The 19,705-nt window shown below is 71.5% G+C and carries 21 protein-coding genes; 5 read left to right on the top strand and 16 right to left on the bottom strand.

The features are described 5' to 3' along the window. Position 1: 1 nt before the first annotated feature. Together rpsI and rplM are read right to left on the bottom strand one after the other, a co-directional pair. On the bottom strand, positions 2-394 hold the full coding sequence (rpsI, locus tag E2170_RS01930; RefSeq protein WP_132998960.1) for a 30S ribosomal protein S9: 393 nt from the start codon (positions 392-394) through the stop codon (positions 2-4). A gap of 3 nt (positions 395-397) precedes the next feature. Next, positions 398-826: a 50S ribosomal protein L13 gene (rplM, locus tag E2170_RS01925; protein ID WP_132998959.1), complete on the bottom strand. Its 429-nt coding sequence runs from the start codon at positions 824-826 to the stop codon at positions 398-400. A gap of 166 nt (positions 827-992) precedes the next feature. Here rplM and coq7 point away from each other — a divergent pair, with 166 nt between their 5' ends. Then, a complete protein-coding gene (gene coq7, locus E2170_RS01920) occupies positions 993-1,634 on the top strand; it encodes a 2-polyprenyl-3-methyl-6-methoxy-1,4-benzoquinone monooxygenase (protein ID WP_132998958.1) in 642 nt (213 codons plus the stop codon). On the opposite strand, the gene sugE is transcribed toward coq7, so the two are convergent. Both sugE and speD read right to left on the bottom strand, forming a co-directional pair. Continuing rightward, a complete protein-coding gene (gene sugE / locus E2170_RS01915; protein WP_132998957.1) occupies positions 1,631-1,948 on the bottom strand; it encodes a quaternary ammonium compound efflux SMR transporter SugE in 318 nt (105 codons plus the stop codon). The genes coq7 and sugE overlap by 4 nt on opposite strands. A gap of 203 nt (positions 1,949-2,151) precedes the next feature. Then, a complete protein-coding gene (gene speD, locus E2170_RS01910) occupies positions 2,152-2,943 on the bottom strand; it encodes an adenosylmethionine decarboxylase (RefSeq protein ID WP_132998956.1) in 792 nt (263 codons plus the stop codon). A 216-nt stretch (positions 2,944-3,159) separates the two neighbouring features. Here speD and crp point away from each other — a divergent pair, with 216 nt between their 5' ends. The 3 genes from crp (at position 3,160) to E2170_RS01895 (ending at position 5,102) form a co-directional block, all read left to right on the top strand. After that, on the top strand, positions 3,160-3,792 hold the full coding sequence (crp, locus tag E2170_RS01905) for a cAMP-activated global transcriptional regulator CRP (protein ID WP_243708024.1): 633 nt from the start codon (positions 3,160-3,162) through the stop codon (positions 3,790-3,792). 30 nt (positions 3,793-3,822) lie between these two features. Beyond that, entirely contained in the window at positions 3,823-4,266 is a 444-nt protein-coding gene (locus E2170_RS01900) for a GNAT family N-acetyltransferase (protein WP_165942125.1), read from the top strand. 83 nt (positions 4,267-4,349) lie between these two features. Next, positions 4,350-5,102, top strand: coding sequence for a sulfite exporter TauE/SafE family protein (locus tag E2170_RS01895; protein WP_132998953.1), 753 nt, complete (start codon positions 4,350-4,352; stop codon positions 5,100-5,102). On the opposite strand, the gene E2170_RS01890 is transcribed toward E2170_RS01895, so the two are convergent. Genes E2170_RS01890 through E2170_RS01855 form a run of 8 tightly spaced genes read right to left on the bottom strand, consistent with a single transcriptional unit; the run spans position 5,099 to position 11,897 of the window. Further along, a complete protein-coding gene (locus E2170_RS01890; protein WP_132998952.1) occupies positions 5,099-5,899 on the bottom strand; it encodes a haloacid dehalogenase-like hydrolase in 801 nt (266 codons plus the stop codon). The two genes, E2170_RS01895 and E2170_RS01890, sit on opposite strands and share 4 nt — an antisense overlap. Beyond that, on the bottom strand, positions 5,896-6,717 hold the full coding sequence (gene trpC / locus E2170_RS01885) for an indole-3-glycerol phosphate synthase TrpC (protein ID WP_132998951.1): 822 nt from the start codon (positions 6,715-6,717) through the stop codon (positions 5,896-5,898). Before trpC ends, E2170_RS01890 begins: the two co-directional genes overlap by 4 nt. Beyond that, complete coding sequence (gene trpD / locus E2170_RS01880; RefSeq protein WP_132998950.1) at positions 6,714-7,787, bottom strand: anthranilate phosphoribosyltransferase; 1,074 nt, start codon at positions 7,785-7,787, stop codon at positions 6,714-6,716. The genes trpC and trpD overlap by 4 nt, the downstream gene beginning before the upstream one ends. Positions 7,788-7,794: 7 nt before the next feature. Next, positions 7,795-8,370 carry an anthranilate synthase component II gene (locus tag E2170_RS01875; protein ID WP_132998949.1) on the bottom strand — a complete coding sequence of 192 codons (576 nt, stop codon included), beginning with the start codon at positions 8,368-8,370 and terminating at the stop codon, positions 7,795-7,797. A gap of 1 nt (position 8,371) precedes the next feature. Beyond that, entirely contained in the window at positions 8,372-9,847 is a 1,476-nt protein-coding gene (gene trpE / locus E2170_RS01870) for an anthranilate synthase component I (RefSeq protein ID WP_132998948.1), read from the bottom strand. Continuing rightward, entirely contained in the window at positions 9,844-10,806 is a 963-nt protein-coding gene (gene yegS, locus E2170_RS01865) for a lipid kinase YegS (protein WP_132998947.1), read from the bottom strand. The genes trpE and yegS overlap by 4 nt, the downstream gene beginning before the upstream one ends. A 40-nt stretch (positions 10,807-10,846) precedes the next feature. Next, the gene (gene rpe / locus E2170_RS01860) at positions 10,847-11,530 is read right to left on the bottom strand and encodes a ribulose-phosphate 3-epimerase (RefSeq protein WP_132998946.1); all 684 of its coding nucleotides are present in this window, start codon (positions 11,528-11,530) and stop codon (positions 10,847-10,849) included. Positions 11,531-11,567: 37 nt separating this feature from the next. Further along, positions 11,568-11,897 (bottom strand): J domain-containing protein, encoded by a 330-nt coding sequence (locus E2170_RS01855; protein WP_132998945.1) that lies wholly within the window; start codon positions 11,895-11,897, stop codon positions 11,568-11,570. Between the two features lie 79 nt (positions 11,898-11,976). Between E2170_RS01855 and E2170_RS01850 the strand changes: the two genes are divergently transcribed. Beyond that, on the top strand, positions 11,977-12,915 hold the full coding sequence (locus E2170_RS01850; RefSeq protein WP_132998944.1) for a phosphoribosylaminoimidazolesuccinocarboxamide synthase: 939 nt from the start codon (positions 11,977-11,979) through the stop codon (positions 12,913-12,915). 33 nt (positions 12,916-12,948) lie between these two features. Here the strand turns inward: E2170_RS01850 and glnE are convergent, their stop codons facing one another. The 4 genes from glnE to E2170_RS01830 all read right to left on the bottom strand — a co-directional run bounded on the left by glnE (position 12,949) and on the right by E2170_RS01830 (position 19,597). Beyond that, the gene (glnE, locus tag E2170_RS01845) at positions 12,949-15,741 is read right to left on the bottom strand and encodes a bifunctional [glutamate--ammonia ligase]-adenylyl-L-tyrosine phosphorylase/[glutamate--ammonia-ligase] adenylyltransferase (protein ID WP_132998943.1); all 2,793 of its coding nucleotides are present in this window, start codon (positions 15,739-15,741) and stop codon (positions 12,949-12,951) included. Positions 15,742-15,882: 141 nt separating this feature from the next. After that, the gene (locus tag E2170_RS01840; protein WP_165942111.1) at positions 15,883-17,511 is read right to left on the bottom strand and encodes a phytoene desaturase family protein; all 1,629 of its coding nucleotides are present in this window, start codon (positions 17,509-17,511) and stop codon (positions 15,883-15,885) included. Positions 17,512-17,515: 4 nt separating this feature from the next. Beyond that, on the bottom strand, positions 17,516-18,673 hold the full coding sequence (locus E2170_RS01835; RefSeq protein ID WP_132998941.1) for a UDP-N-acetylglucosamine--N-acetylmuramyl-(pentapeptide) pyrophosphoryl-undecaprenol N-acetylglucosamine transferase: 1,158 nt from the start codon (positions 18,671-18,673) through the stop codon (positions 17,516-17,518). Between the two features lie 9 nt (positions 18,674-18,682). Further along, positions 18,683-19,597, bottom strand: a complete 915-nt coding sequence (locus tag E2170_RS01830; protein WP_132998940.1) for a DUF808 domain-containing protein — start codon at positions 19,595-19,597, stop codon at positions 18,683-18,685. Positions 19,598-19,705: the final 108 nt, after the last annotated feature.

Below are 19,705 nucleotides of genomic sequence, written 5' to 3'. Positions count from 1 at the left end.
ATCAGCGCTTCGAGAACTGGGTCGCGCGGCGGGCCTTGTGGAGGCCGACCTTCTTGCGCTCGACCTCGCGGGCGTCGCGGGTCATGAAGCCCGCCTTGCGCAGCTCGGACTTCAGGCTCTCGTCGTACTCCACCAGCGCGCGGGCGATGCCCAGGCGGATGGCGCCGGCCTGGCCGGTGGTGCCGCCGCCGGTGGTGGTCACGGTGATGTCGAAGCTTTCGGTGTTGTTGGTCAGCTCCAGCGGCTGGCGCACGATCATGCGCGCGGTCTCACGGCCGAAGAACTCGTCCAGCGGACGCTCGTTGACGGTGATGTTGCCGGAACCGCGGCGCAGGAACACGCGGGCGGTGGAGGACTTGCGACGGCCGGTGCCGTAATTCTGGGTGATTGCCATGACTTAGATATCCAGGACTTGCGGCTGCTGGGCGGCGTGCGGGTGCTCGGAACCCTTGTAGACCTTGAGCTTGCGGTACATCGCGCGGCCCAGGGGATTCTTCGGGAGCATGCCCTTGACGGCGATCTCGATGACGCGCTCCGGGTGGCGCTCCAGCGCCTGCGCCAGGGACTCGGTCTTGAGGTTGCCGATGTACCCGGTGAAGCGGTGGTACATCTTGTCGGCGAGCTTGTTGCCGGTCACGTGGATCTTCTCGGCGTTGACCACGATGATGTAGTCGCCGGTGTCGACGTGCGGGGTGTAGACGGGCTTGTGCTTGCCGCGGAGGCGGCGGGCCAGCTCGCTGCTCAGGCGGCCGAGGGTCTTGCCGGTGGCATCGACCACGTACCAGTCGCGCTGGACAGTCTCGTTCTTGGCGGAAAAGGTCTTCATCGTAGCTCTCAGGGGTGACTGGTCGGGCTGGTTGCGCGGGCCATCGCCGGCGGAACTTCGCCTCGCGTTTTCACGTTCGGGGAACGCAAGAGGCGGAATTGTAGCGGGCGCCAGGCTCCCCCGCAAGTTCGGCCCCGGCCGCCCTGCCCACAGGCACAATAGGGCCATGGCCACCCGCACCCTCTCTCCCCTCGACCGCCTGCTGGCGGATGCCCAGAACGCGCTGGAGACCGTGGCCGGCCGGCCGCGGGCGGAGCGTCCCAATCCCGGGGCCGTCGAACCGGAGGTCGAACTGGACGACGCCGAGCGCCGCCACGCCGCCGGGCTCATGCGCATCAACCACGTCGGCGAGGTCTGCGCCCAGGCACTGTACGTCGGCCAGGCCACGGTCGCCCGCGACCCGGCCACCCGGGCCCACCTGCTCGAAGCCGCCCAGGAGGAGACCGACCACCTGGCCTGGTGCGACGACCGCCTGCGCGAGCTCGACAGCCGCCCCAGCCTCTTCAACCCGCTGTGGTACGGCGGCGCCTACGCCATCGGCCTGCTGGCCGGGCTGCGCGGCGACGGCTGGAACCTGGGCTTCGTGGTCGAGACCGAGCGCCAGGTCGAGGCCCACCTGGAAGAGCACCTGCAGACCTTGCCGCAAGCCGACCTGCGCAGCCGCGCCATCCTCGAGACCATGAAAGCCGACGAGGCCCGCCACGCCGACAACGCCGAGGCCGCCGGCGCCAGGGTGCTGCCGCAACCGATCCCGTCGCTGATGGCTGCGGCTTCGAAGGTGATGAAGACCGTCGCCTACCGCCTCTAGCCCGATACCAGCTTCAGCCCGACGATCCCGCAGACGATCATGCCGATACAGGCCAGCCTTGCCGGCGAAGCGCTTTCGCCAAAAACCAGGATGCCGAAGGCCGCAACGCCAACCGCGCCGATGCCAGTCCAGATCGCGTAGCCGGTGCCGATCGGGATCGCCTTCAGGGCCTGCGACAGGCACCAGAAGCTCACCGCCATCGCCGCCAGCGTGCCCAGGCTCGGCCATAGCCGGGTCCAGCCCTCGGTGTACTTCAGGCCCAGCGCCCACACCACCTCGAACAGCCCCGCCACCACCAGATAGATCCACGCCACCTTCTGCCTCCTTCGCGCCTTCGCGAGAGCCCCGCCCTTTCCGCGGCGCCCATGAAAGAAAAGCGGCCCGGAGCCTTCGCTCCGGACCGCCGTCGGTCTTCGTCCGCGGGCCGCGCCCGCGCGCGGGTCGTCCCGCCGTATGTGTTCCGTCGCTACATCATGCCGCCGCCAGGCCGAACGCCACGTAACCCGGCGCCCTCGGCTCAAGCCACCAGGTTGCGGCCGTGGAAGAGCTCCTCGATCTCCTGCTTGAGCAGCGCCTCGATCTTCATGCGCTCCTTGAACGACAGGTTCCGCGCCTTCTCCTCGAACAGGTACTGGTCGAGGTCGAAGTCCTTCAGGTGCATCTTCGTGTGGAAGATGTTTTCCTGGTAGACGTTGACGTCGAGCATCTCGTAGCGCGACTTGACGTTCTTGGCCAGGAAGTCCTGGATCGAATTGATCTTGTGGTCGATGTAGTGCTTCTTGCCCTTGATGTCGCGGGTGAAGCCGCGCACCCGGTAGTCGGCGATCACGATGTCCGACTCGAAGCTCTCGATCAGGTAGTTCAGGGCCTTCAGCGGCGAGATCACGCCGCAGGTGGCGACGTCGATGTCGGCGCGGAAGGTCGCGATGCCCGCCTGCGGGTGGGTCTCGGGATAGGTGTGGACGGTGATGTGGCTCTTGTCCAGGTGCGCGACCACGGCGTCGGAGATCACGCCCTTGGCGTCGGCCTTGTCGATCACCGGCTCCTCGGAGATCAGGATCGTCACCGAGGCGCCCTGCGGATCGTAGTCCTGGCGCGCGATGTTGAGGATGTTGGCACCGATGATCTCGGCGACGTCCGTGAGGATCTGCGTCAGCCGGTCGGCGTTGTATTCCTCGTCGATGTATTCGATGTAGCGCTGGCGCTCGTCCTTGGAGACGGCGTAGCACACGTCGTAGATGTTGAAGCTCAGTGCCTTGGTGAGGTTGTTGAAACCCTGCAGCTTCAGGCGAGGCAGCGGCTTGACCACGTCGGTGCGATCCCGGTTCGGGCGGAAAGTGCGGGATTATGGGGCAAAGCGGCCGACGGGGCGAGCCGGCGGAGGGTTGAGGCCCCCTACGACGGATCAATGGTTTGCCCGCAGGGGCCGGACGGCCTACTCTTGCTGAATCCCCCGTTCACCCTTTCCATGACTATCAGCCCTGTGGCCATCATCAGCACGCATCGACGCCCCCTGCATCCACTCATGCCGTCGCCGGCGACCATCGAGCGCTTCCTGGCGCACTGCCACCGGCGCCGCTACCCACCGCGCACGGAGGTCTTCCGCCCCGGCGACCAGGCCGGGACCATGTATTACGTGGTCAGCGGCTCGGTCACGATCATCACCGAGGAGGACGACGGCCGCGAACTGATCCTGGGCTACTTCGGCCCCGGCGAGTTCGTGGGCGAGATGGGGCTCTTCATCGAGTCCGACGTCCGCGAGGTGGTGCTGCGCACCCGCACCCAGACCGAGCTGGCCGAGATCAGCTACGAGCGGCTGTACCAGCTGTTCGATGGTTCGCTGTCCGGGGACGCCACCCAGATCATGTACTCGATCGGCGCCCAGCTGTCCCGGCGCCTGCTCGACACCAGCCGCAAGGCCGGGCGCCTGGCCTTCCTCGACGTCACCGACCGCATCACCCGCACCCTGCACGACCTGACGAAGGAGCCGGAGGCGATGACCCATCCCGACGGCACCCAGCTGCGGGTCTCTCGCCAGGAGCTGGCGCGGCTGGTCGGCTGCTCGCGCGAGATGGCCGGGCGGGTGCTGAAGAAGCTCCAGGCCGACGGCAAGCTCCACGCCCGCGGCAAGACCATCGTCCTCTACGGCACCCGCTGAGGCGCGATGGCGGCGTTCGAACCCCGGGGGATGCTGCCCGACGCCGACCTGCGCAGCGCGTCGGCGATCGATGCCGACGACGTTGCCGCCCTGCTCAGCGCGCTGGGCTATCCCTGCGACACCGCGGACGCGGCGCGCCGCATCGCCTCGATCACCGCCAATGACCGCCAGGCCCTGGTCGTCGCGCGCTGCGGGGGCATGGTCACCGGGCTGGTCGCGCTGGACTTCATGTACTACCTGCCGCTGGACACCACCACCTGCCGGATCACCGCCCTGGTGGTCTCGCCCGACGCCCAGGGCCGCGGCCTGGGCCGCCAGCTGCTGCGCGAGGCCGAGCGCCGCGCCCGCGCCGCCGGCGCCGCCCGCGTCGAACTGACCAGCGGCTCGCAGCGCACCGAGGCCCACGCCTTCTACAAGGCCTGCGGCTTCAGCGACGGCACCCTGCGCTTCATCAAGCGATTGGGCGACGCCTGATCCCGGACAAGCCGCGACGCCCCGCGTCCGGTTAACCTGCCGCTTCCTGATCCGAAGGCGCCAGCGCGCCGGGGCTGCAGCGCATGGATTTCCTGGCCGGCGACTTCCTGATGTTCGTGGCGATCGGACTGTGCGCGCAGCTGGTCGACGGCGCACTGGGCATGGCCTACGGCCTGGTGTCCTCGTCGATCCTGCTGGCCATGGGCATGCCACCGGCGGCGGTCAGCGCCAGCGTGCATACCGCGGAGGTGTTCACCACCGGCGTCTCCGGTGCCGCCCACGGCGCCCTCGGCAACGTGAACCGCAAGCTGATGCTGCGCCTGGCGGTACCTGGCGTGATTGGCGGTATCCTCGGCGCCACCGCGCTCAGCCGGCTCGACGGCGACGCCATCAAGCCCTGGATCTACGCCTACCTGCTGGTGCTGGCCCTGCTGATCCTGCTGCGTGCGGCCGGGCGCCGGCTGCCGCGCAACGAGGTCAAGCGCGTGGGCGTGCTCGGCTTTTTCGCCGGCCTGCTCGACGCCATCGGCGGCGGCGGCTGGGGCCCGATGGCAACCTCGACCCTGCTCGCCAACGGCGGCGAGGCGCGGACCAGCATTGGCACCGTCAGCGCCTCGGAGTTCGTGGTCACCCTGGCGATCTCGCTGACCTTCCTGTTCTCGATCGGGATCGAGCACTGGGAGATCATCGTCGGCCTGCTGGTGGGCGGCGTGATTGCCGCGCCGGTGGCCGCGCTGCTGGTGCGCCACGTGCGCGAGCGGGTCGTGCTGTTCGCGGTTGGCGGCCTGGTGCTGGCGATCTCCAGCTTCCAGATCTGGCGGGCGCTGGCCGGCTAGGCGCGGTCCGCCGGCAGCGAGCCGTCCTCGCCGATACCCACCGCGACCGGCTCGCCACCGCGGTCGGGGCAGCCCCAGTTGAGGATCGGCGTGCCCGGCGGCAGCGCGGCGCGGAAGCGCTCGATGGCGCCCGGCTTGGGATTGACCACCACCGGCCGGCGCGCGGCACGCAGCAGCGGCAGGTCGGCCCAGGAGTCGGAATAGGCGGCGTCGATGTCGCCCCAGCCGAGCTCGCGCAGCATGCGCATCTTCTCTTCGTTGTGGCAGTGGCGGGCGGCGACCACCGCGCCCAGGCGCGGGCCGGCCAGGGTGCCGACCACCGGCACGTCCTCGTGGGCGACGAAGGCCAGGATCGCGCGCGCCAGCTCCGGCGGCGCGCCGGTGGCGACCACCACGCGGTCGCCGCGCTCGCGGTGGCCGTGGAAGGCCTCCAGCGCCACGGGGAGCAGGCGGCCGCGGATGTCCTCGACGTGGCCGGCGACATAGGCGTCGATCAGCGCATCGAGGTCGCGCACGCGCTGCAGGCCGAGGGTGCCGGCCCAGACGAAGCCGGAGATGCCCACGCGCCGGGTCGGCAGGAAGGCGACCATCGGGCCGAAGACCGGCGCCAGCAGCAGGGCCAGCAGCACGCGCCACGGGCTGCGCCTGATCAGCCAGGCGAAGAGGTGGCTGCCGGAGTCGCCGTCGTACAGCGTGTGGTCGAAGTCGAAGATCACCAATGGCGCGTCGTCGCGGGGCACCGCGTAGCGGCCGCGCAGGGCGTCCTCGGGCGCGCCCGCGACCGGATCGCCACTCATGCTGCGAACATCCCGCGCAGCGCCGCACCCGGATCGTCGGCGCGCATGAAGGCTTCGCCGACCAGGAAGGCGTCGACGCCGGCGCCGCGCAGCAGGGCCACGTCGGCGGCGCTCATCACGCCGCTCTCGGTGACCAGCCGGCGGCCCGCGGGCGCCCGCGCCTTCAGCGACAGAGTGGTGTCCAGCGACACTTCGAAAGTCCGCAGGTCGCGGTTGTTCACGCCCAGCAGCGGCACGCGGCCGTCGACGGCCGGCAGGCGCAGCGCGCGCTCGAACTCGTTGGCGTCATGCACCTCGGCCAGCACGTCCATGCCCAGCGCCAGCGCCTGCGCCGACAGGTCGTGCAGGCGCGCGTCATCGAGGCCGGCCAGGATCAGCAGCACGCAGTCGGCGCCGAGCACACGGGCCTCGTCGACCTGGTACGCATCGACGATGAAGTCCTTGCGCAGCACCGGCAGCGAACAGGCGTCGCGCGCCTGCTGCAGGTACTCGTCCGCGCCCTGGAAGAAGTCGACGTCGGTCAGCACCGACAGGCAGGCCGCGCCGCCGGCCTCGTAGCTGCGCGCGATGGCAGCCGGGTCGAAGTCGGCGCGGATCACGCCCTTCGAGGGGCTGGCCTTCTTGACCTCGGCGATCACCGCGGCCTGGCCGGCGGCGATCTTCGCTTCGATCGCGGCGGCGAAGCCGCGCGGCGGCGACGCATCGGCCAGGCGCGCGGCCAGTTCGGCGCGCGGCAGGCGTGCGCTGCGCTCGGCGACTTCCTCGACCTTGCGGGCGAGGATCCGCGCCAGCACGTCCGGCGCCTGCACCGCGCTCATGCCGCGCCCTCCCCGTCCGCCGCGGCGGGAGCGGCCGCGCCACCGGACAGGCTGCGCGTCGCCGCCACGAACTCGTCCACCTTCGCCCGCGCCGCGCCCGAGGCGATGGTCGCCCGCGCCAGTTCCACGCCGCTGGCGATCGAATCGGCCACGCCGGCGACGTACAGCGCGGCGCCCGCGTTGAGCGACACGATCCGGCCCGGCAGGCCCTCGGCATCGCCGATCGCCTCCAGCACCATCGCCTTCGATTCCGCGGCGCCTTCGACCTTGAGGTTGCGACTGGCGGCCATCGGAATGCCGAAGTCCTCGGGATGGATTTCGTACTCGCGCACCTGGCCGTCGCGCAGCTCGCCGACCAGGGTGCCGGCGCCGAGCGAGATCTCGTCCATGCCGTCGCGGCCCCAGACCACCAGCGCGCGTTCCGCGCCCAGCTCCTGCAGCACGCGCACCTGGATGCCGACGAGATCCGGATGGAAGACGCCCATCAGGATCGACGGCGCACCGGCCGGATTGGTCAGCGGCCCGAGGATGTTGAACAGCGTGCGCACGCCCATCTCGCGGCGCACCGGGGCGACGACCTTCATCGCCGGGTGGTAGGCCGGCGCGTACATGAAGCCGATGCCGGTGCGCGCGATCGATTCGGCCACGGCTTCGGGCGGCAGTTCGATCGCCGCGCCCAGCGCCTCGTAGGCGTCGGCGCTGCCCGAGGTCGAGGACACGCTGCGCCCGCCGTGCTTGGCCACGCGCGCACCGGCCGCCGCGATCACGAAGCTCGACGCGGTGGAGATGTTGAAGGTGTTGGCGCCGTCACCGCCGGTGCCGACGATGTCGACCAGGTGCGTGCGGTCGGCCACCTCGACCTTGCGCGCCAGCTCGCGCATCGCGCGCGCGGCGCCGGTGATCTCGCCCACCGTTTCCTTCTTCACCCGCAGGCCGATCATGATCGCCGCGGTCATCTGCGGCGAGACTTCGCCGCGCATCACCTGGCGCATGAGGTCGAACATCTCGTCCTCGAAGATCTCGCGGTGTTCGATGGTGCGCTGCAGGGCTTCCTGGGGGGTGATGGGCATGATGTCTCTATGAAAGAAAGTTCTTCAGCAGCGCGTGGCCGTGCTGGCTGAGGATCGATTCGGGGTGGAACTGCACGCCCTGCACCGGATGCTCGCGATGGCGCAGGCCCATGATTTCCTCGCGGCTGCCGTCGTCGTTCTCGGTCCAGGCGGTGACTTCCAGGCAATCGGGCAGGCTGGCCTGCTCCACCACCAGCGAATGGTAGCGCGTGGCTTCATAGCCGTCGGGCAGGCCGGCGAACACGCCCTGCCCCCGGTGCCGGATCGGCGAGGTCTTGCCGTGCATGATCCGCCCTGCGCGTACGACCCTGCCGCCGTAGGCCTGGCCGATGGCCTGGTGGCCCAGGCAGACGCCGAGGATCGGCGTGGTCGGGCCGAGGCGCTCGATCACTTCGAGCGAGACCCCGGCCTCGTTGGGCGTACACGGCCCCGGCGAGATCACGATGTGGCTGGGCGCGCGGCGCGCGATGTCGTCGACGCTCAGCGCGTCGTTGCGCACCACCTCCACCTCGGCGCCGAGCACCTGCAGGTACTGGACGAGGTTGAAGGTGAAGCTGTCGTAGTTGTCGATCATCAGCAGCACGTCAAAGCCCCTCCGCCGCCTGCGCCACCGCGCGGAACAACGCGCGGCCCTTGTTCATCGTCTCTTCCCACTCCTTCACCGGGTCGGAGTCGTACACGATGCCGGCGCCCGCCTGCACGTGCAGGCGGCCGTCCTGGATCACCGCGGTGCGGATTGCGATCGCCATGTCGGCGTCGCCGTTCCATCCGATGTAGCCGATGCTGCCGGCGTAGACGTTGCGCTTGATCGGCTCCAGCTCGCGGATGACTTCGAGCGCGCGGATCTTGGGCGCGCCGCTGACCGTGCCCGCGGGGAAGGTCGCGCGCAGCACGTCGGCGTAGGACAGGCCTTCGCGCAGCCGGCCGGTGACCTCGCTGACGATGTGCATGACGTGGCTGTAGCGCTCGATCACGAACTGCTCGCCCATCTCCACCGTGCCCGCCCGCGAGACGTGGCCGACGTCGTTGCGGCCAAGGTCGATCAGCATCAGGTGCTCGGCGCGCTCCTTGGGATCGGCCAGCAGTTCGGCTTCCAGCGCCATGTCCTCGGCGTGGGTGGCGCCGCGCGGGCGGGTGCCGGCGATCGGGCGCACGGTGACCTCGTCGCCCTGCATGCGCACCAGGATCTCCGGCGAGCTGCCGACCACCTGGGTGTCGCCGACGTCGAGGAAATACATGTAGGGCGAGGGATTGAGCGCCCGCAGCGCGCGGTACACGTCCACCGGCCGCGCCGCGAACGGCACCGACAGCCGCTGCGACAGCACCACCTGGAACACGTCGCCGCCAGCGATGTACTCCTTTACCTTGGCCACCGCGTCGATGAAGCCCTCGCGGGTGAAGCCGGAGACGAAGTCGTCTTCGTCCAGCGCGGCCGGATGCAGGGTTTCCGGATAGCCCGTGCCGGCCTGGCGCAGGCGATGCACCAGGGCATCGAGCCGGCGCTGCGCACGCGCCAGCGCCTGCGGCTCGCGCGGGTCGGCGTGCACCACCAGGTACAGCCGGCCCTTGAGGTTGTCGAACACCGCCAGTTCGTCGCACTGCATCAGGAGGATGTCGGGCGTGCCCAGGTCGTCGCGCAGGCCGGCGTCGGCGGCCAGCCGCGGTTCGATGTAGCCGATGCACTCGAAGCCGAACCAGCCGACCAGGCCGCCGCTGAAGCCGGGCAGGCCTTCGACCTCGGGCACCGACTGCTCGGCGCGCAGGCGCTCGACCTCGGCGAAGGGATCGGTGACGTCGCGCTCGGCCACCACTTCGCCATGCTCGCGCAGCGCGTAGCGATGGCCGCGGAACTCGTGCACGCGCGTGGCCGGCAGGCCGATGATCGAGTAGCGGCCGAAGCGCTCGCCGCCCTCGACCGATTCGAACAGGCAGCTGTGCGGGCCGTCGGCCAGCTTCAGGTAGACCGACAGCGGCGTGTCGAGGTCGGACAGCACTTCGCGCACCACCGGGATACGGGTGTGGCCGGCGTCGGCATGCCGCTGGAACTGTTCGGGGGTCATCGTGGCTCCGTGGGCGATGGATCGGCGTCGCCGGGGGACAGCAGCGCGCAGCCATCCGGCAGGTGCATGCGCAGCCGGCCGGCGACCGCTTCGGCGCGAAAGCGGCGGCCTTCCACCGGCTCGCCGTCGAGGTTGAGCACCATCGGCGCGTCGGCTTCGATCTCGATCCACGGCAGGCGCGCGCGCACGGCGACGCGATCCAGCGCAGCGTGACGCCCTTCCGCCAGCATCGTGCCGAGGGTGGCGCCGACCTCGCCCTCGAGGCCGGGAACGATGGTGAGGTCGAGCAGCCCGTCGTCGATCCGTGCATCCGGGCACAGCGCCTGGCCGCCACCGGCCTGGCGACCGTTGCCGATGCCCAGCGCGATGAACCCGCCGCCCCAGCCGAAGCCCGGTCCGCTGATCCGCGCCTCGATCGGGTCGATGCGTCCCAGCCGCGCGAGGCCGGTGACGAGGTAGGCCAGCCCGCCGAGCAGCTTCTTCAGGCCTTCGTCGGTCTCCAGCGTGACCTGGGTGCCGAAGCCGCCGCTGGCGAGGTTGGCGGCCCAGTGCGTGCCGTCCTCGCCCTGAAGCCGCAGCAGGTCGATGGGGCGCGCCGGCTGCGACAGCACCAGTTCGAGCGCGGCCAGCGGCGCATCAGGGAGACCGGCGGCCGAGGCGAAATCATTGGCGGTGCCCATCGGCACCAGCCCGAGCGCGGGCAGCTCGCCGGGGCCGGCGTCGCGGCCGGCCAGCGCGGTCGCGACCTCGCTCAGGGTGCCGTCGCCACCGGCGGCGATCACGGCGTCGACGCCCGCCGCCATCGCCTCGTCCACTTCGCGCGCGCCGTCGCCGGGTTCCCAGGTCACGCGCACGTCGACGTGCACGCCGCGGTCGCGCATCGCCACCACGGCCTCGCGCAGCGCGTCGTCGCCCGCGGCCTTGCCGTTGATGACCAGCAGCCAGCGGGGCGTGGTCATGCCGGCGACCCGTCGCTGCGGCCGTGATCGCGGCCGGGGCTCACGGAGCGCCGCCGCAGGCGCGGGCGACCTCACGGCGCATCCGCGACACCACGTCGGCATAGTCCGGCTGGCCGAAGATCGCCGAGCCGGCGACGAAGGTGTCCGCGCCCGCGGCCGCGATCGCGCCGATGTTGTCCGGCTTCACCCCGCCGTCGATCTCCAGCCGCACCGCGCGGCCGCTGGCGTCGATGCGCTCGCGCACCTTGCGCAGCTTGTCCAGCGCGGAGGGAATGAAAGCCTGGCCGCCGAAGCCCGGGTTCACCGACATCAGCAGCACCAGGTCGAGCTCGTCGAGCACGTAGTCCAGCACTTCGACCGGCGTCGCCGGGTTCAGCACCAGGCCCGGCTGGCAGCCGGCGGAGCGGATCAGCTGGATGGTGCGATGCACGTGGCTGCTGGCTTCGGGATGGAAGCTGATCAGCGTCGCGCCGGCCTCGGCGAAGTCGCCGACGATGCGGTCCACCGGCGACACCATCAGGTGCACGTCGATCGGGGCGGTCACGCCGTGCTTCCTCAGCGCCGAACACACCAGCGGCCCGATGGTGAGGTTGGGCACGTAGTGGTTGTCCATCACGTCGAAGTGCACCCAGTCGGCGCCGGCGGCGAGCACGTGGTCGACCTCCTCGCCGAGGCGGGCGAAATCCGCCGAAAGGATGGAGGGGGCGATGACGGTGGGCTGCATGGCGGGGCTCGCGCGGTGAACCGGGGGAACGTGGATTCTACCGGCGGCCGCGCTGCTTCCGGATGCGGTCGTAGGCGCGATTGATCTCGGCAGCGCGCTGCTGGGCCTGCTCCAGCAGCTCCGGCGCGGCGCCGGCCATGCGGTCGGGGTGGTACTGCGCCATCAGCCGGCGGTAGGCCAGGTCGACCTCGGCGTCGCTGGCGTCGCGCTCCAGGCCCAGCACCGCGTAGGCCTCGTTGCGGGTGGTCCGGAACCAGTCGCTGTCGAAGGCATGGCCGATCAGCAGGCCGATCAGGCCCCCGGCCGGATGGCGCATCAGCAGCCAGCCGGCGATGAATCCCAGGACTTTCCCGTACCAGCGCTTCATGCGCGCGATTCTACCTTGGCCACCCGCACGGAAGGCCGCGCATCGCTACAATGCCCCCCCGACGGCTCCAAGACGACCCATGGCAACGACCCTGCTCGAAGCCCATCTTCCCGGGCTCGAACTGATCCACCGCGGCAAGGTCCGCGATGTCTACGCGCTCCCCCCCGGCTCCGGCCCCGAGGCGCTCGGCCCGCTGATGCTGATGGTCGCCACCGACCGCCTCAGCGCCTTCGACGTGGTGCTGCCCGATCCGATCCCCGGCAAGGGCGAGATGCTGTGCCAGGTGTCGAACTTCTGGTTCGGCCAGACCGAGCACCTGGTGCGCAACCACCTCACCGGCATCGACGTCGCCTCGGTGCTGCCCGAAGGCGTGGATCCCGAACCCTACCGCCTGCGCTCGGTGGTGACCCGCCGGCTGAAGCCGGTGCCGGTGGAAGCCATCGCCCGCGGCTACCTGATCGGCAGCGGCTGGAAGGACTACCAGCGCACCGGCCGGGTCAGCGGCATCGCCCTGCCCGACGGCCTGCGCCAGGCGGAAAAGCTGCCGCAGCCGATCTTCACGCCCTCGACCAAGGCCGCCGTCGGCGACCACGACGAGAACATCGACTTCGACACCATGGTGCGCACCATCGGCGCCGAGCTGGCCGAGCAGGTGCGTGATGCGACGCTGCGGCTGTACGGCTTCGCCGCGGAGTACGCGGCCGCGCGCGGCATCATCCTGGCCGACACCAAGTTCGAGTTCGGCACCGACGCCGACGGCCGCCTGTACGTGATGGACGAGATGCTCACCCCCGACTCCTCGCGCTACTGGCCGGCCGACGCCTACGAGGTCGGCACCAGCCCGCCGAGCTACGACAAGCAGTTCGTGCGCGACTACCTGGAGACGCTGGACTGGGGCAAGACCGCGCCCGGCCCGAAGCTGCCAGCGGATGTGATCGAACGCACGCGCGCCAAGTACGCCGAAGCGCTGCAGCGGCTGGCGGGCATCGACATCGACCAGGCCGCGGCCGCGGGCTGACCGACCACACCCTGCCGGGCGCCGGGGCCGGCGCTACTCCGCCGGCGCGAGGCCGGCGGCCTGCAGCGCGCCGGTGATCACCGCGCGCGCCGCATCCAGCGCATCGCCGCGCGGCACGATCCGTGCGCGGCGATCCAGGGTCTGCGCCAGGCCCAGGGCCACCAGTTCGGCATGCGCATCCAGCAGTGCGTCCGCGGTGGCGGCATCGAGCAGGCCCGCGTCGCGGCAGGCCTCGACCAGCGCCGGCGTCGCCCGCGGCCCGAGCAGCTGCGGATGCGCCGCGGCACCGCCCAGCACCAGCGCCTGCAGCAGGAACTCCAGGTCCACCAGGCCGCCCTCGCCCTGCTTGAGGTCGAACAGACCGTCGCGGCCGCGGTCGAGTTCGACGCGCATGCGCGCGCGCATCCCCGACACGTCCGCGGCCAGCGCCGCGGGTTCGCGCGCGCGCGCCAGGGCCTCGGCGCGCACCTGCTCGAAGGCCGCGTGCAGGCCCTCGTCGCCGGCCACGCAGCGCGCGCGCACCAGGGCCTGGTGCTCCCAGGTCCAGGCGCGTTCGCGCTGGTAGTCGCCGTAGGCCGCCAGCGAACTCACCAACAGGCCGCTGCCGCCGTCCGGGCGCAGGCGCACGTCGACTTCGTACAGGCGGCCGGCGCCGGTGCTGGTGCCGAGCAGCATCACGATCTTCTGCCCCAGGCGCGCGAACCAGCGCTGTGCCTCCAGCGGGCGGGCGCCGTCGGACTGCGCGTCGGCCTGCGCGTCGTAGAGGAACACCAGGTCCAGGTCGGAGCCGATGCCCAGTTCCTCGCCACCGAGGCTGCCGTAGCCGATCACCGCGAAGGGGGCATCGGGCACGCTGCCGTGGGCGGCGCCCATCTCGCGCCGCGCCAGCTCCACCACCGCGCCAACCACGCCGTCGGCCAGCCAGGCCAGCTGGCGGGCGGCATCGACCGCGGCGATGCGGCCGTCGAGCGTGGCCAGCGCGATCCGGAAGCTCAGCGCCTGGCGGGTCTCGTTCAAGGCGAACAGCGCGCCCTCGAGGTCGTCGCGCTGCAGCGCGGCGGCGCAGGCGGCGTCGATCTGCCGGCGGCCGGGCAAGGGCCCTTCCACGCGCAGGTCCAGCAGCTCGTCCAGCAGCAGCGGGTGCGCGGCCACGCGCTCGGCGAGGAAGGCGCTGCGGGTCACCAGATCGGTCAGGCGCGCCAGCGCTGCCGGCTGCTCGTCGAGCAGCGCCAGGTAGCTGGCGCGGCGCAGGATGTTGTGCAGCAGCGCCAACAGCCGGCGCATCGCCTGCAGCGGGCGGTCGGCCGGGGCGCTGGCCTGCAGCATCACCGGCATCACCCGGTCCAGGCGCGCGCGCGCGGCGTCGGACAGTTCGCGCACGCTCGGCGAACGCGCAAAGTCGCGCAGCGCGGCGTCGACCTCGGCCGGATCGCCGTAGCCGGCCGCCGCCAGCACGCCGGCGTCACCGCCTTCGGGCAGGGCGCGCCAGTAGCCGGCGAGGTCGCCGCTGACCTCGCTGCGCGCCTCGTCGCGCTGGGCCAGCAGGGCGCCGAATTCGGCGGCGACGCGGTCGCGCACCGGGGCAAGTGCCGCGACCAGCTCGTCCCAGCCGGCATGGCCCAGGCCGGTGGCGATGCGCAGCCGGTCCAGCGGATCCTGCGGCAGCACGTGGGTCTGCGCGTCGCGCAGCATCTGCAGGCGGTTCTCCAGGCGGCGCAGGAACAGGTAGGCGGCGGCCAGGTCATCGGCGGCCCCCGGCTCGACCTGGCGCGCATCGCGCAGCGCCTCGAGCATCGGCAGCAGGCGGCGGCCGCGCAGCGCCGGCTCGCGGCCACCGCGCACCAGTTGCAGGGCCTGCACCAGGAATTCGATCTCGCGGATGCCGCCGGGACCGCGTTTGATGTCGTCGGCCAGCTCCTTGCGCGCGACCTCGGCGGCGATCGCCGCCTTCATCTCTCGCAGGCCGGCGAGCGCGCCATAGTCCAGGTAGCGGCGGTAGACGAAGGGCCGCAGCGCGGCGAGGAAGCGCTCGCCGGCATCGATGTCACCGGCGACCGGCCGCGCCTTCTGCCAGGCGTAGCGCTCCCAGTCGCGGCCCTCGCGCTGGAAGTACTGCTCCATCGCCGCGAAGCCCAGCGCGATGCGCCCGGCGTTGCCGAAGGGGCGCAGGCGCAGGTCGACGCGGTGGCAGAAACCGTCGGCGGTGGGCTCGTCGAGCAGCTTCGCCAGCGCGCGGCCCAGGCGTGCGAAGTATTCCTCGGCGGCCAGCGGCCGCGGGCCGTCGCTCTCGCCGGTCTCCTCGTAGGCATAGACCAGGTCGACGTCGGAGCTGAAGTTGAGCTCGCCGCCGCCGAGCTTGCCCAGCGCGAACACCACCAGCCGCACCTCGGCGCCGGTGCGGTCGCGGACCACGCCGTGGCGCGTGGCGAACTGCACCTCCAGCGCGGCCAGCGCCCGCTGCAGGCAGTCCTCGGCGAGGCGGGTACTGCCGGCGAGGGTGTCGGGCACGTCGTCCAGGCCTTCGAGGTCGCGCCAGACCAGGCGCGCCGAGGCGGCGGTGCGGTAGGCGCGCAGCCGGGCCGGCCACTCGTCGGGGCTGTCGGGATCCAGCTGTGGCGGCGGCACCGGCGCGTCGGGATCGTCCAGCAGCGCCTCCAGCACCTGCGGCTGGCGGACGAAGACTTCCAGCGCGAAGTCGCTGGCGATCGCCACCCGGCGCAGGCTCGCACCGCCGCGCTTGACCAGCAACTCCGGCAGCCGCTCCAGCTGACGTGCTGCGTGGGCGTCGAGGGCGGCGGGGAGGGCTTCACGGGAGGCTGGATCCATCCCCGGATTGTGGCAAATAAAAAAAGCCCGAAGCGGCGGACCGCTTCGGGCTTTGCTCCCTCCCCCACGTCGGGTGCGGGGTGATCGTGAAGGAAACGTTATGCAACTTGCACGCTGCAGCGCAAAACGAGACCGACGGGTTCAGGAATTGTCAATCCCGACCTTGGTCGGCCTCCGCCCGGCGTCGCGCAGGATCTCGCGCGCCGCGTTGCGCCCCGGCAACCCGGTGACCCCGCCGCCCGGATGCGTACCCGAGCCGCACAGGTACAGGCCCTTCAGCGCCCCGCGGTAGTTGCCCTGCCCCAGCACCGGCCGCGCCGAGAACAGCTGGTCCAGGCCCAGCGAGCCGTGGAAGATGTCGCCGCCGACCAGGCCGAAGCGGCGCTCCAGGTCCAGCGGCGACAGCGCCTCGAAGCCCAGCACGCTGCGCGCGAAATTGGGCGCGACCGCATCCACCGTGTCGATCATCAGCTTCGCCACCGTGTCCCGGTGCGCGTCCCAGCCGCCGTCGACGTCCGGGTGCACGTGCTGGCAGAACAGGCTGGCCACATGCTGGCCGGGCGGCGCGAGGGTGTCGTCGAGGGTGGACGAGATCACCAGCTCCACGATCGGTTCGCGCGACCAGCCGGGGTTGTGCTGCTTCGATTTCGCATCGAAGTAGGCCTGCTCGAAGTAGCGCAGCGAGGGTCCGACCAGGATGCCGCTCTGGTGGTGCGGCTGCAGCTGCGTGCCGGGCGCGGCGCGGAAGTCCGGCAGCTCCGACAGCGCCACGTTCATGCGGAAGGTGCCGGAGCCGCAGCGGTAGCGTTCGAAGCGCTGTGCGGTGTCGTCGTCGAGGTGTTCGCGCGGCACCAGCTTCGTGTACAGCAGCTTCGGGTTGAGGTTGCTGGCGACGATGGCCGCGCGCAGCTCGCGGCCATCGGCCAGGGCGACGCCGACCGCGCGGCCGCCTTCGACGATCACCTGCGCGACTTCGACACCGGTCTCCACCACCACGCCGCGCGCGGCGCATTCGGCCGCCATCGCCTGCGTGATCGCGCCCATGCCGCCGATCGCATGCCCCCACGCACCCTGCTTGTCGTTGACCTCGCCGAAGACGTGGTGCAGCAGCACGTAGGCCGAGCCCGGCGTGTACGGGCTGGCGAAGTTGCCCACCACCGAGTCCCAGCCCAGCGCCGCCTTCAGCGGTTCCGACTCGAACCAGTGGTCGAGCAGTTCGCCGGCCGACTTGGTGAACAGGTCCAGCAGGTCGCGGCGGCCGCGCATGTCCAGCCGCTTCAGCCGGCGCGCGACCGAGGCCGAGGCCAGCCAGTCGGCGAGCACGAAACCACCGGACACGTTCGGCGGCGTCAGCAGCATCAGCTCGCGCAGCACCGCGACCACGCGGTCGAGCATCGCGAAGTACTCCGGCAGCCGCTGAGCATCGCGTGCCGACCACTTCGCGACTTCCGCCGCCCCGTGCTTGCCGCCAAGGCGGAAGGCGCGGCCATCGGGCAGCGGCAGGAAGTTCGAGTACGGCCGTTCGACCACGCGCAGCCCGTGTTCGGCCAGGCGCAGGTCGGCGATCACGCGCGGATTGAGCAGGCTGACCGTGTAGCTGGCGACCGAGTTGCGGAAACCCGGATGGAACTCCTCGGTGACCGCAGCGCCGCCGACGATGCCGCGGCGCTCCAGCACCCGCACCTTCAGGCCGGCGCCGGCGAGGTAGGCGGCGCAGACCAGGCCGTTGTGGCCGCCGCCGATGATGATGGCGTCGTCGCGCGCGGCCAAGGCGTCAGCCCGCGTTGCGCACGACGCGCATGCCCGGACGCGCGCCGAGCAGGGCCTCGACCTCGTTGGCCAGGCGCGCGGCGGCGTCCGGACGGCCGAGCTTCGCCGCGGCAGCCGCCGCCGCGGACAGGATCGAAGGATCGGCGAACAGCGCCTGCAGCCGCGCCGCCAGCGCGTCCGCGGTGAAGCCGCCATCGTCCTCGCGCATGCACCAGCCCGCGCCCAGGCGCTCCAGCGCCTCGGCGTTGCCGCGCTGCTCGTCGCGCGAACCGCCCTGCGGGATCGGCACCAGGATCGCCGGTCGCCCGACCACCAGCAGGTCGGCGATGGTGGTCGCGCCGGCGCGGGTGACGACGAGATGGGCGTCGCGCAGGCGCGCGGCCATGTCGTCGAAGAACGGCCGCAGCTCGACGGCGATGCCGGCTTCGCCCAGCTGCGCGGCCACGGCGTCGGCATCCTCGCCACGGTACTGCAGCGACAGCTGCAGCCGCGCGCGCAGCGCTTCGGGCAGGGCCAGCAGCGCCGGCGGCAGCACGCGGCCGAACACCGCCGCGCCCTGGCTGCCGCCGACCACCAGCAGCCGCAGCGACGCGTCGCCGTCCAGTGGCGGATACGGCGCCTGCGCCGCTTCAAGGATAGTCGCGCGCACCGGGTTGCCGGTTTCCACCAGTTTGCCGCGCGCCGCATCGGCCACGCCGCCGATGTCGGCGAAGGACGTCGCCACGCGGTCGGCGAAGCGCAGAAGCTGGCGGTTGGCCATGCTCAGCCGGGTGCCCTGCTCGTGCAGCAGCAGCGGCAGGCCGAGGCTGCGCCCGGCCAGTGCCGGCGCGAAGCTGGGATAGCCGCCGAAACCCGCCACCAGCGCCACGCCGCGGCGCTTCATGTCCGCGCGCGCGGCCAAGGTCGCGCGCGTGATCACCGCCGCCGCCGCGAGCTTGCCCCCGATGCCACCGGCCAGGCTGCGCGCCGGCAACACGAGGTGCGGCAGGCCTTCCAGCGCCTGCGTGAAGCGCGCACCACGCGCCTCGGTGTAGACCACCACCCCGTGGCCGCGCGCCTGCAGCTCGCGCGCCAGCGCCTCGGCCGGGAACAGGTGGCCTCCGGTGCCGCCGGCGGCCAGCCCTATCGTCGCGCGCGGCGCGCGGGCGGCGTCATCGTGCATGCGCGCGCCTCAGTGCGCCGCCGCGGGTGCCTTGCCCCGCAGCCGGTTGAACAGGCCTACCGCGCCCAACACCAGCCCGCCGACCACCAGGCCAACGACCAGGCTGGCCAGGGTGTCCGCCACGAAGCCGGGCACGCCCCAGCCCGCGGCGACATCCAGCAGATGGTGCAGGGCATCGATGTTGTGCACGAAGATGCCGCCACCCACCAGGAACATGGCGATGGTGCCGAGCACACCCAGCACGTTCATGAGCCACGGCGCGGAGTAGACTAGGCCGCGCCCCAGCGCCGGCACCAGCTTTCCGGGCCGCCCGCTCATCCACAGCCCGGCGTCGTCCATCTTCACGATCGCCGCGACCAGGCCATAGACGCCCACGGTGACCAGCAGCGCGACCACCGACAGCGTGGTCGCCCGGGTCAGCAGCGGCGAGTCGGCCACCACCGCCAGCGACAGCACGATGATCTCGGCCGACAGGATGAAGTCGGTGCGCACCGCGCCGCGGATCTTCTTCTTCTCCATTTCCTGCGGCGTCTCGCCCGAGGCCAGCACCGCCTGCGCACGTGCCTCCGGATCCGGCTTCGCCCCGCGGTGGAACAGCTTGTGCACCACCTTCTCGAAGCCCTCGTAGCAGAGGTAGGCGCCGCCGATCATCATCAGCGGCACCACCAGCACCGGCGCCAGCCAGCTGATCAGCAGCGCCGCCGGCACCAGGATCAGCTTGTTGACCAGCGAGCCCTTGAACACCGCCCAGACCACGGGCAATTCGCGGTTGGCCTTCACGCCCGCGACCTGCTGCGCATTCAGGGCAAGGTCGTCGCCGAGCACCCCGGCGGTCTTCTTCGTCGCGGCCTTGGTCAGGACGGCGACGTCGTCGAGCAGCGCGGCGATGTCGTCCAGCAGGGTGAGCAGGGAGGCGCCGGCCATGCGGGTTCCGGGAAAGTGGCGGGAACGGATTGTCGCACCGACGGCGCCGGCGGTGCAGGGCGCCGCCCACCCCCGGGGCAGCCCCGAATTGCGACCGCTCCCCGGCGC

The organism is Luteimonas arsenica, assembly GCF_004352825.1.
Lineage (GTDB): Bacteria > Pseudomonadota > Gammaproteobacteria > Xanthomonadales > Xanthomonadaceae > Luteimonas > Luteimonas arsenica.
The sequence above is the reverse complement of the archived record's forward strand: the minus strand, read 5'-3'. Positions and strand labels throughout refer to the sequence as shown.

What these genes read in the sequence shown, in the direction of transcription:
- crp (WP_243708024.1), top strand. Translation starts at nt 3,160, where the DNA reads ATGCCGTCGCCGGCGACCATCGAGCGCTTCCTGGCGCACTGCCACCGG.
- E2170_RS01835 (WP_132998941.1), bottom strand. Translation starts at nt 18,673, where the DNA reads ATGCACGATGACGCCGCCCGCGCGCCGCGCGCGACGATAGGGCTGGCC.
- trpE (WP_132998948.1), bottom strand. Translation starts at nt 9,847, where the DNA reads ATGACCCCCGAACAGTTCCAGCGGCATGCCGACGCCGGCCACACCCGT.
- trpD (WP_132998950.1), bottom strand. Translation starts at nt 7,787, where the DNA reads ATGCCCATCACCCCCCAGGAAGCCCTGCAGCGCACCATCGAACACCGC.
- yegS (WP_132998947.1), bottom strand. Translation starts at nt 10,806, where the DNA reads ATGACCACGCCCCGCTGGCTGCTGGTCATCAACGGCAAGGCCGCGGGC.
- rpsI (WP_132998960.1), bottom strand. Translation starts at nt 394, where the DNA reads ATGGCAATCACCCAGAATTACGGCACCGGCCGTCGCAAGTCCTCCACC.
- E2170_RS01900 (WP_165942125.1), top strand. Translation starts at nt 3,823, where the DNA reads ATGCTGCCCGACGCCGACCTGCGCAGCGCGTCGGCGATCGATGCCGAC.
- E2170_RS01850 (WP_132998944.1), top strand. Translation starts at nt 11,977, where the DNA reads ATGGCAACGACCCTGCTCGAAGCCCATCTTCCCGGGCTCGAACTGATC.
- trpC (WP_132998951.1), bottom strand. Translation starts at nt 6,717, where the DNA reads ATGAGCGCGGTGCAGGCGCCGGACGTGCTGGCGCGGATCCTCGCCCGC.
- glnE (WP_132998943.1), bottom strand. Translation starts at nt 15,741, where the DNA reads ATGGATCCAGCCTCCCGTGAAGCCCTCCCCGCCGCCCTCGACGCCCAC.
- rplM (WP_132998959.1), bottom strand. Translation starts at nt 826, where the DNA reads ATGAAGACCTTTTCCGCCAAGAACGAGACTGTCCAGCGCGACTGGTAC.
- E2170_RS01830 (WP_132998940.1), bottom strand. Translation starts at nt 19,597, where the DNA reads ATGGCCGGCGCCTCCCTGCTCACCCTGCTGGACGACATCGCCGCGCTG.
- E2170_RS01895 (WP_132998953.1), top strand. Translation starts at nt 4,350, where the DNA reads ATGGATTTCCTGGCCGGCGACTTCCTGATGTTCGTGGCGATCGGACTG.
- rpe (WP_132998946.1), bottom strand. Translation starts at nt 11,530, where the DNA reads ATGCAGCCCACCGTCATCGCCCCCTCCATCCTTTCGGCGGATTTCGCC.
- E2170_RS01855 (WP_132998945.1), bottom strand. Translation starts at nt 11,897, where the DNA reads ATGAAGCGCTGGTACGGGAAAGTCCTGGGATTCATCGCCGGCTGGCTG.
- E2170_RS01890 (WP_132998952.1), bottom strand. Translation starts at nt 5,899, where the DNA reads ATGAGTGGCGATCCGGTCGCGGGCGCGCCCGAGGACGCCCTGCGCGGC.
- coq7 (WP_132998958.1), top strand. Translation starts at nt 993, where the DNA reads ATGGCCACCCGCACCCTCTCTCCCCTCGACCGCCTGCTGGCGGATGCC.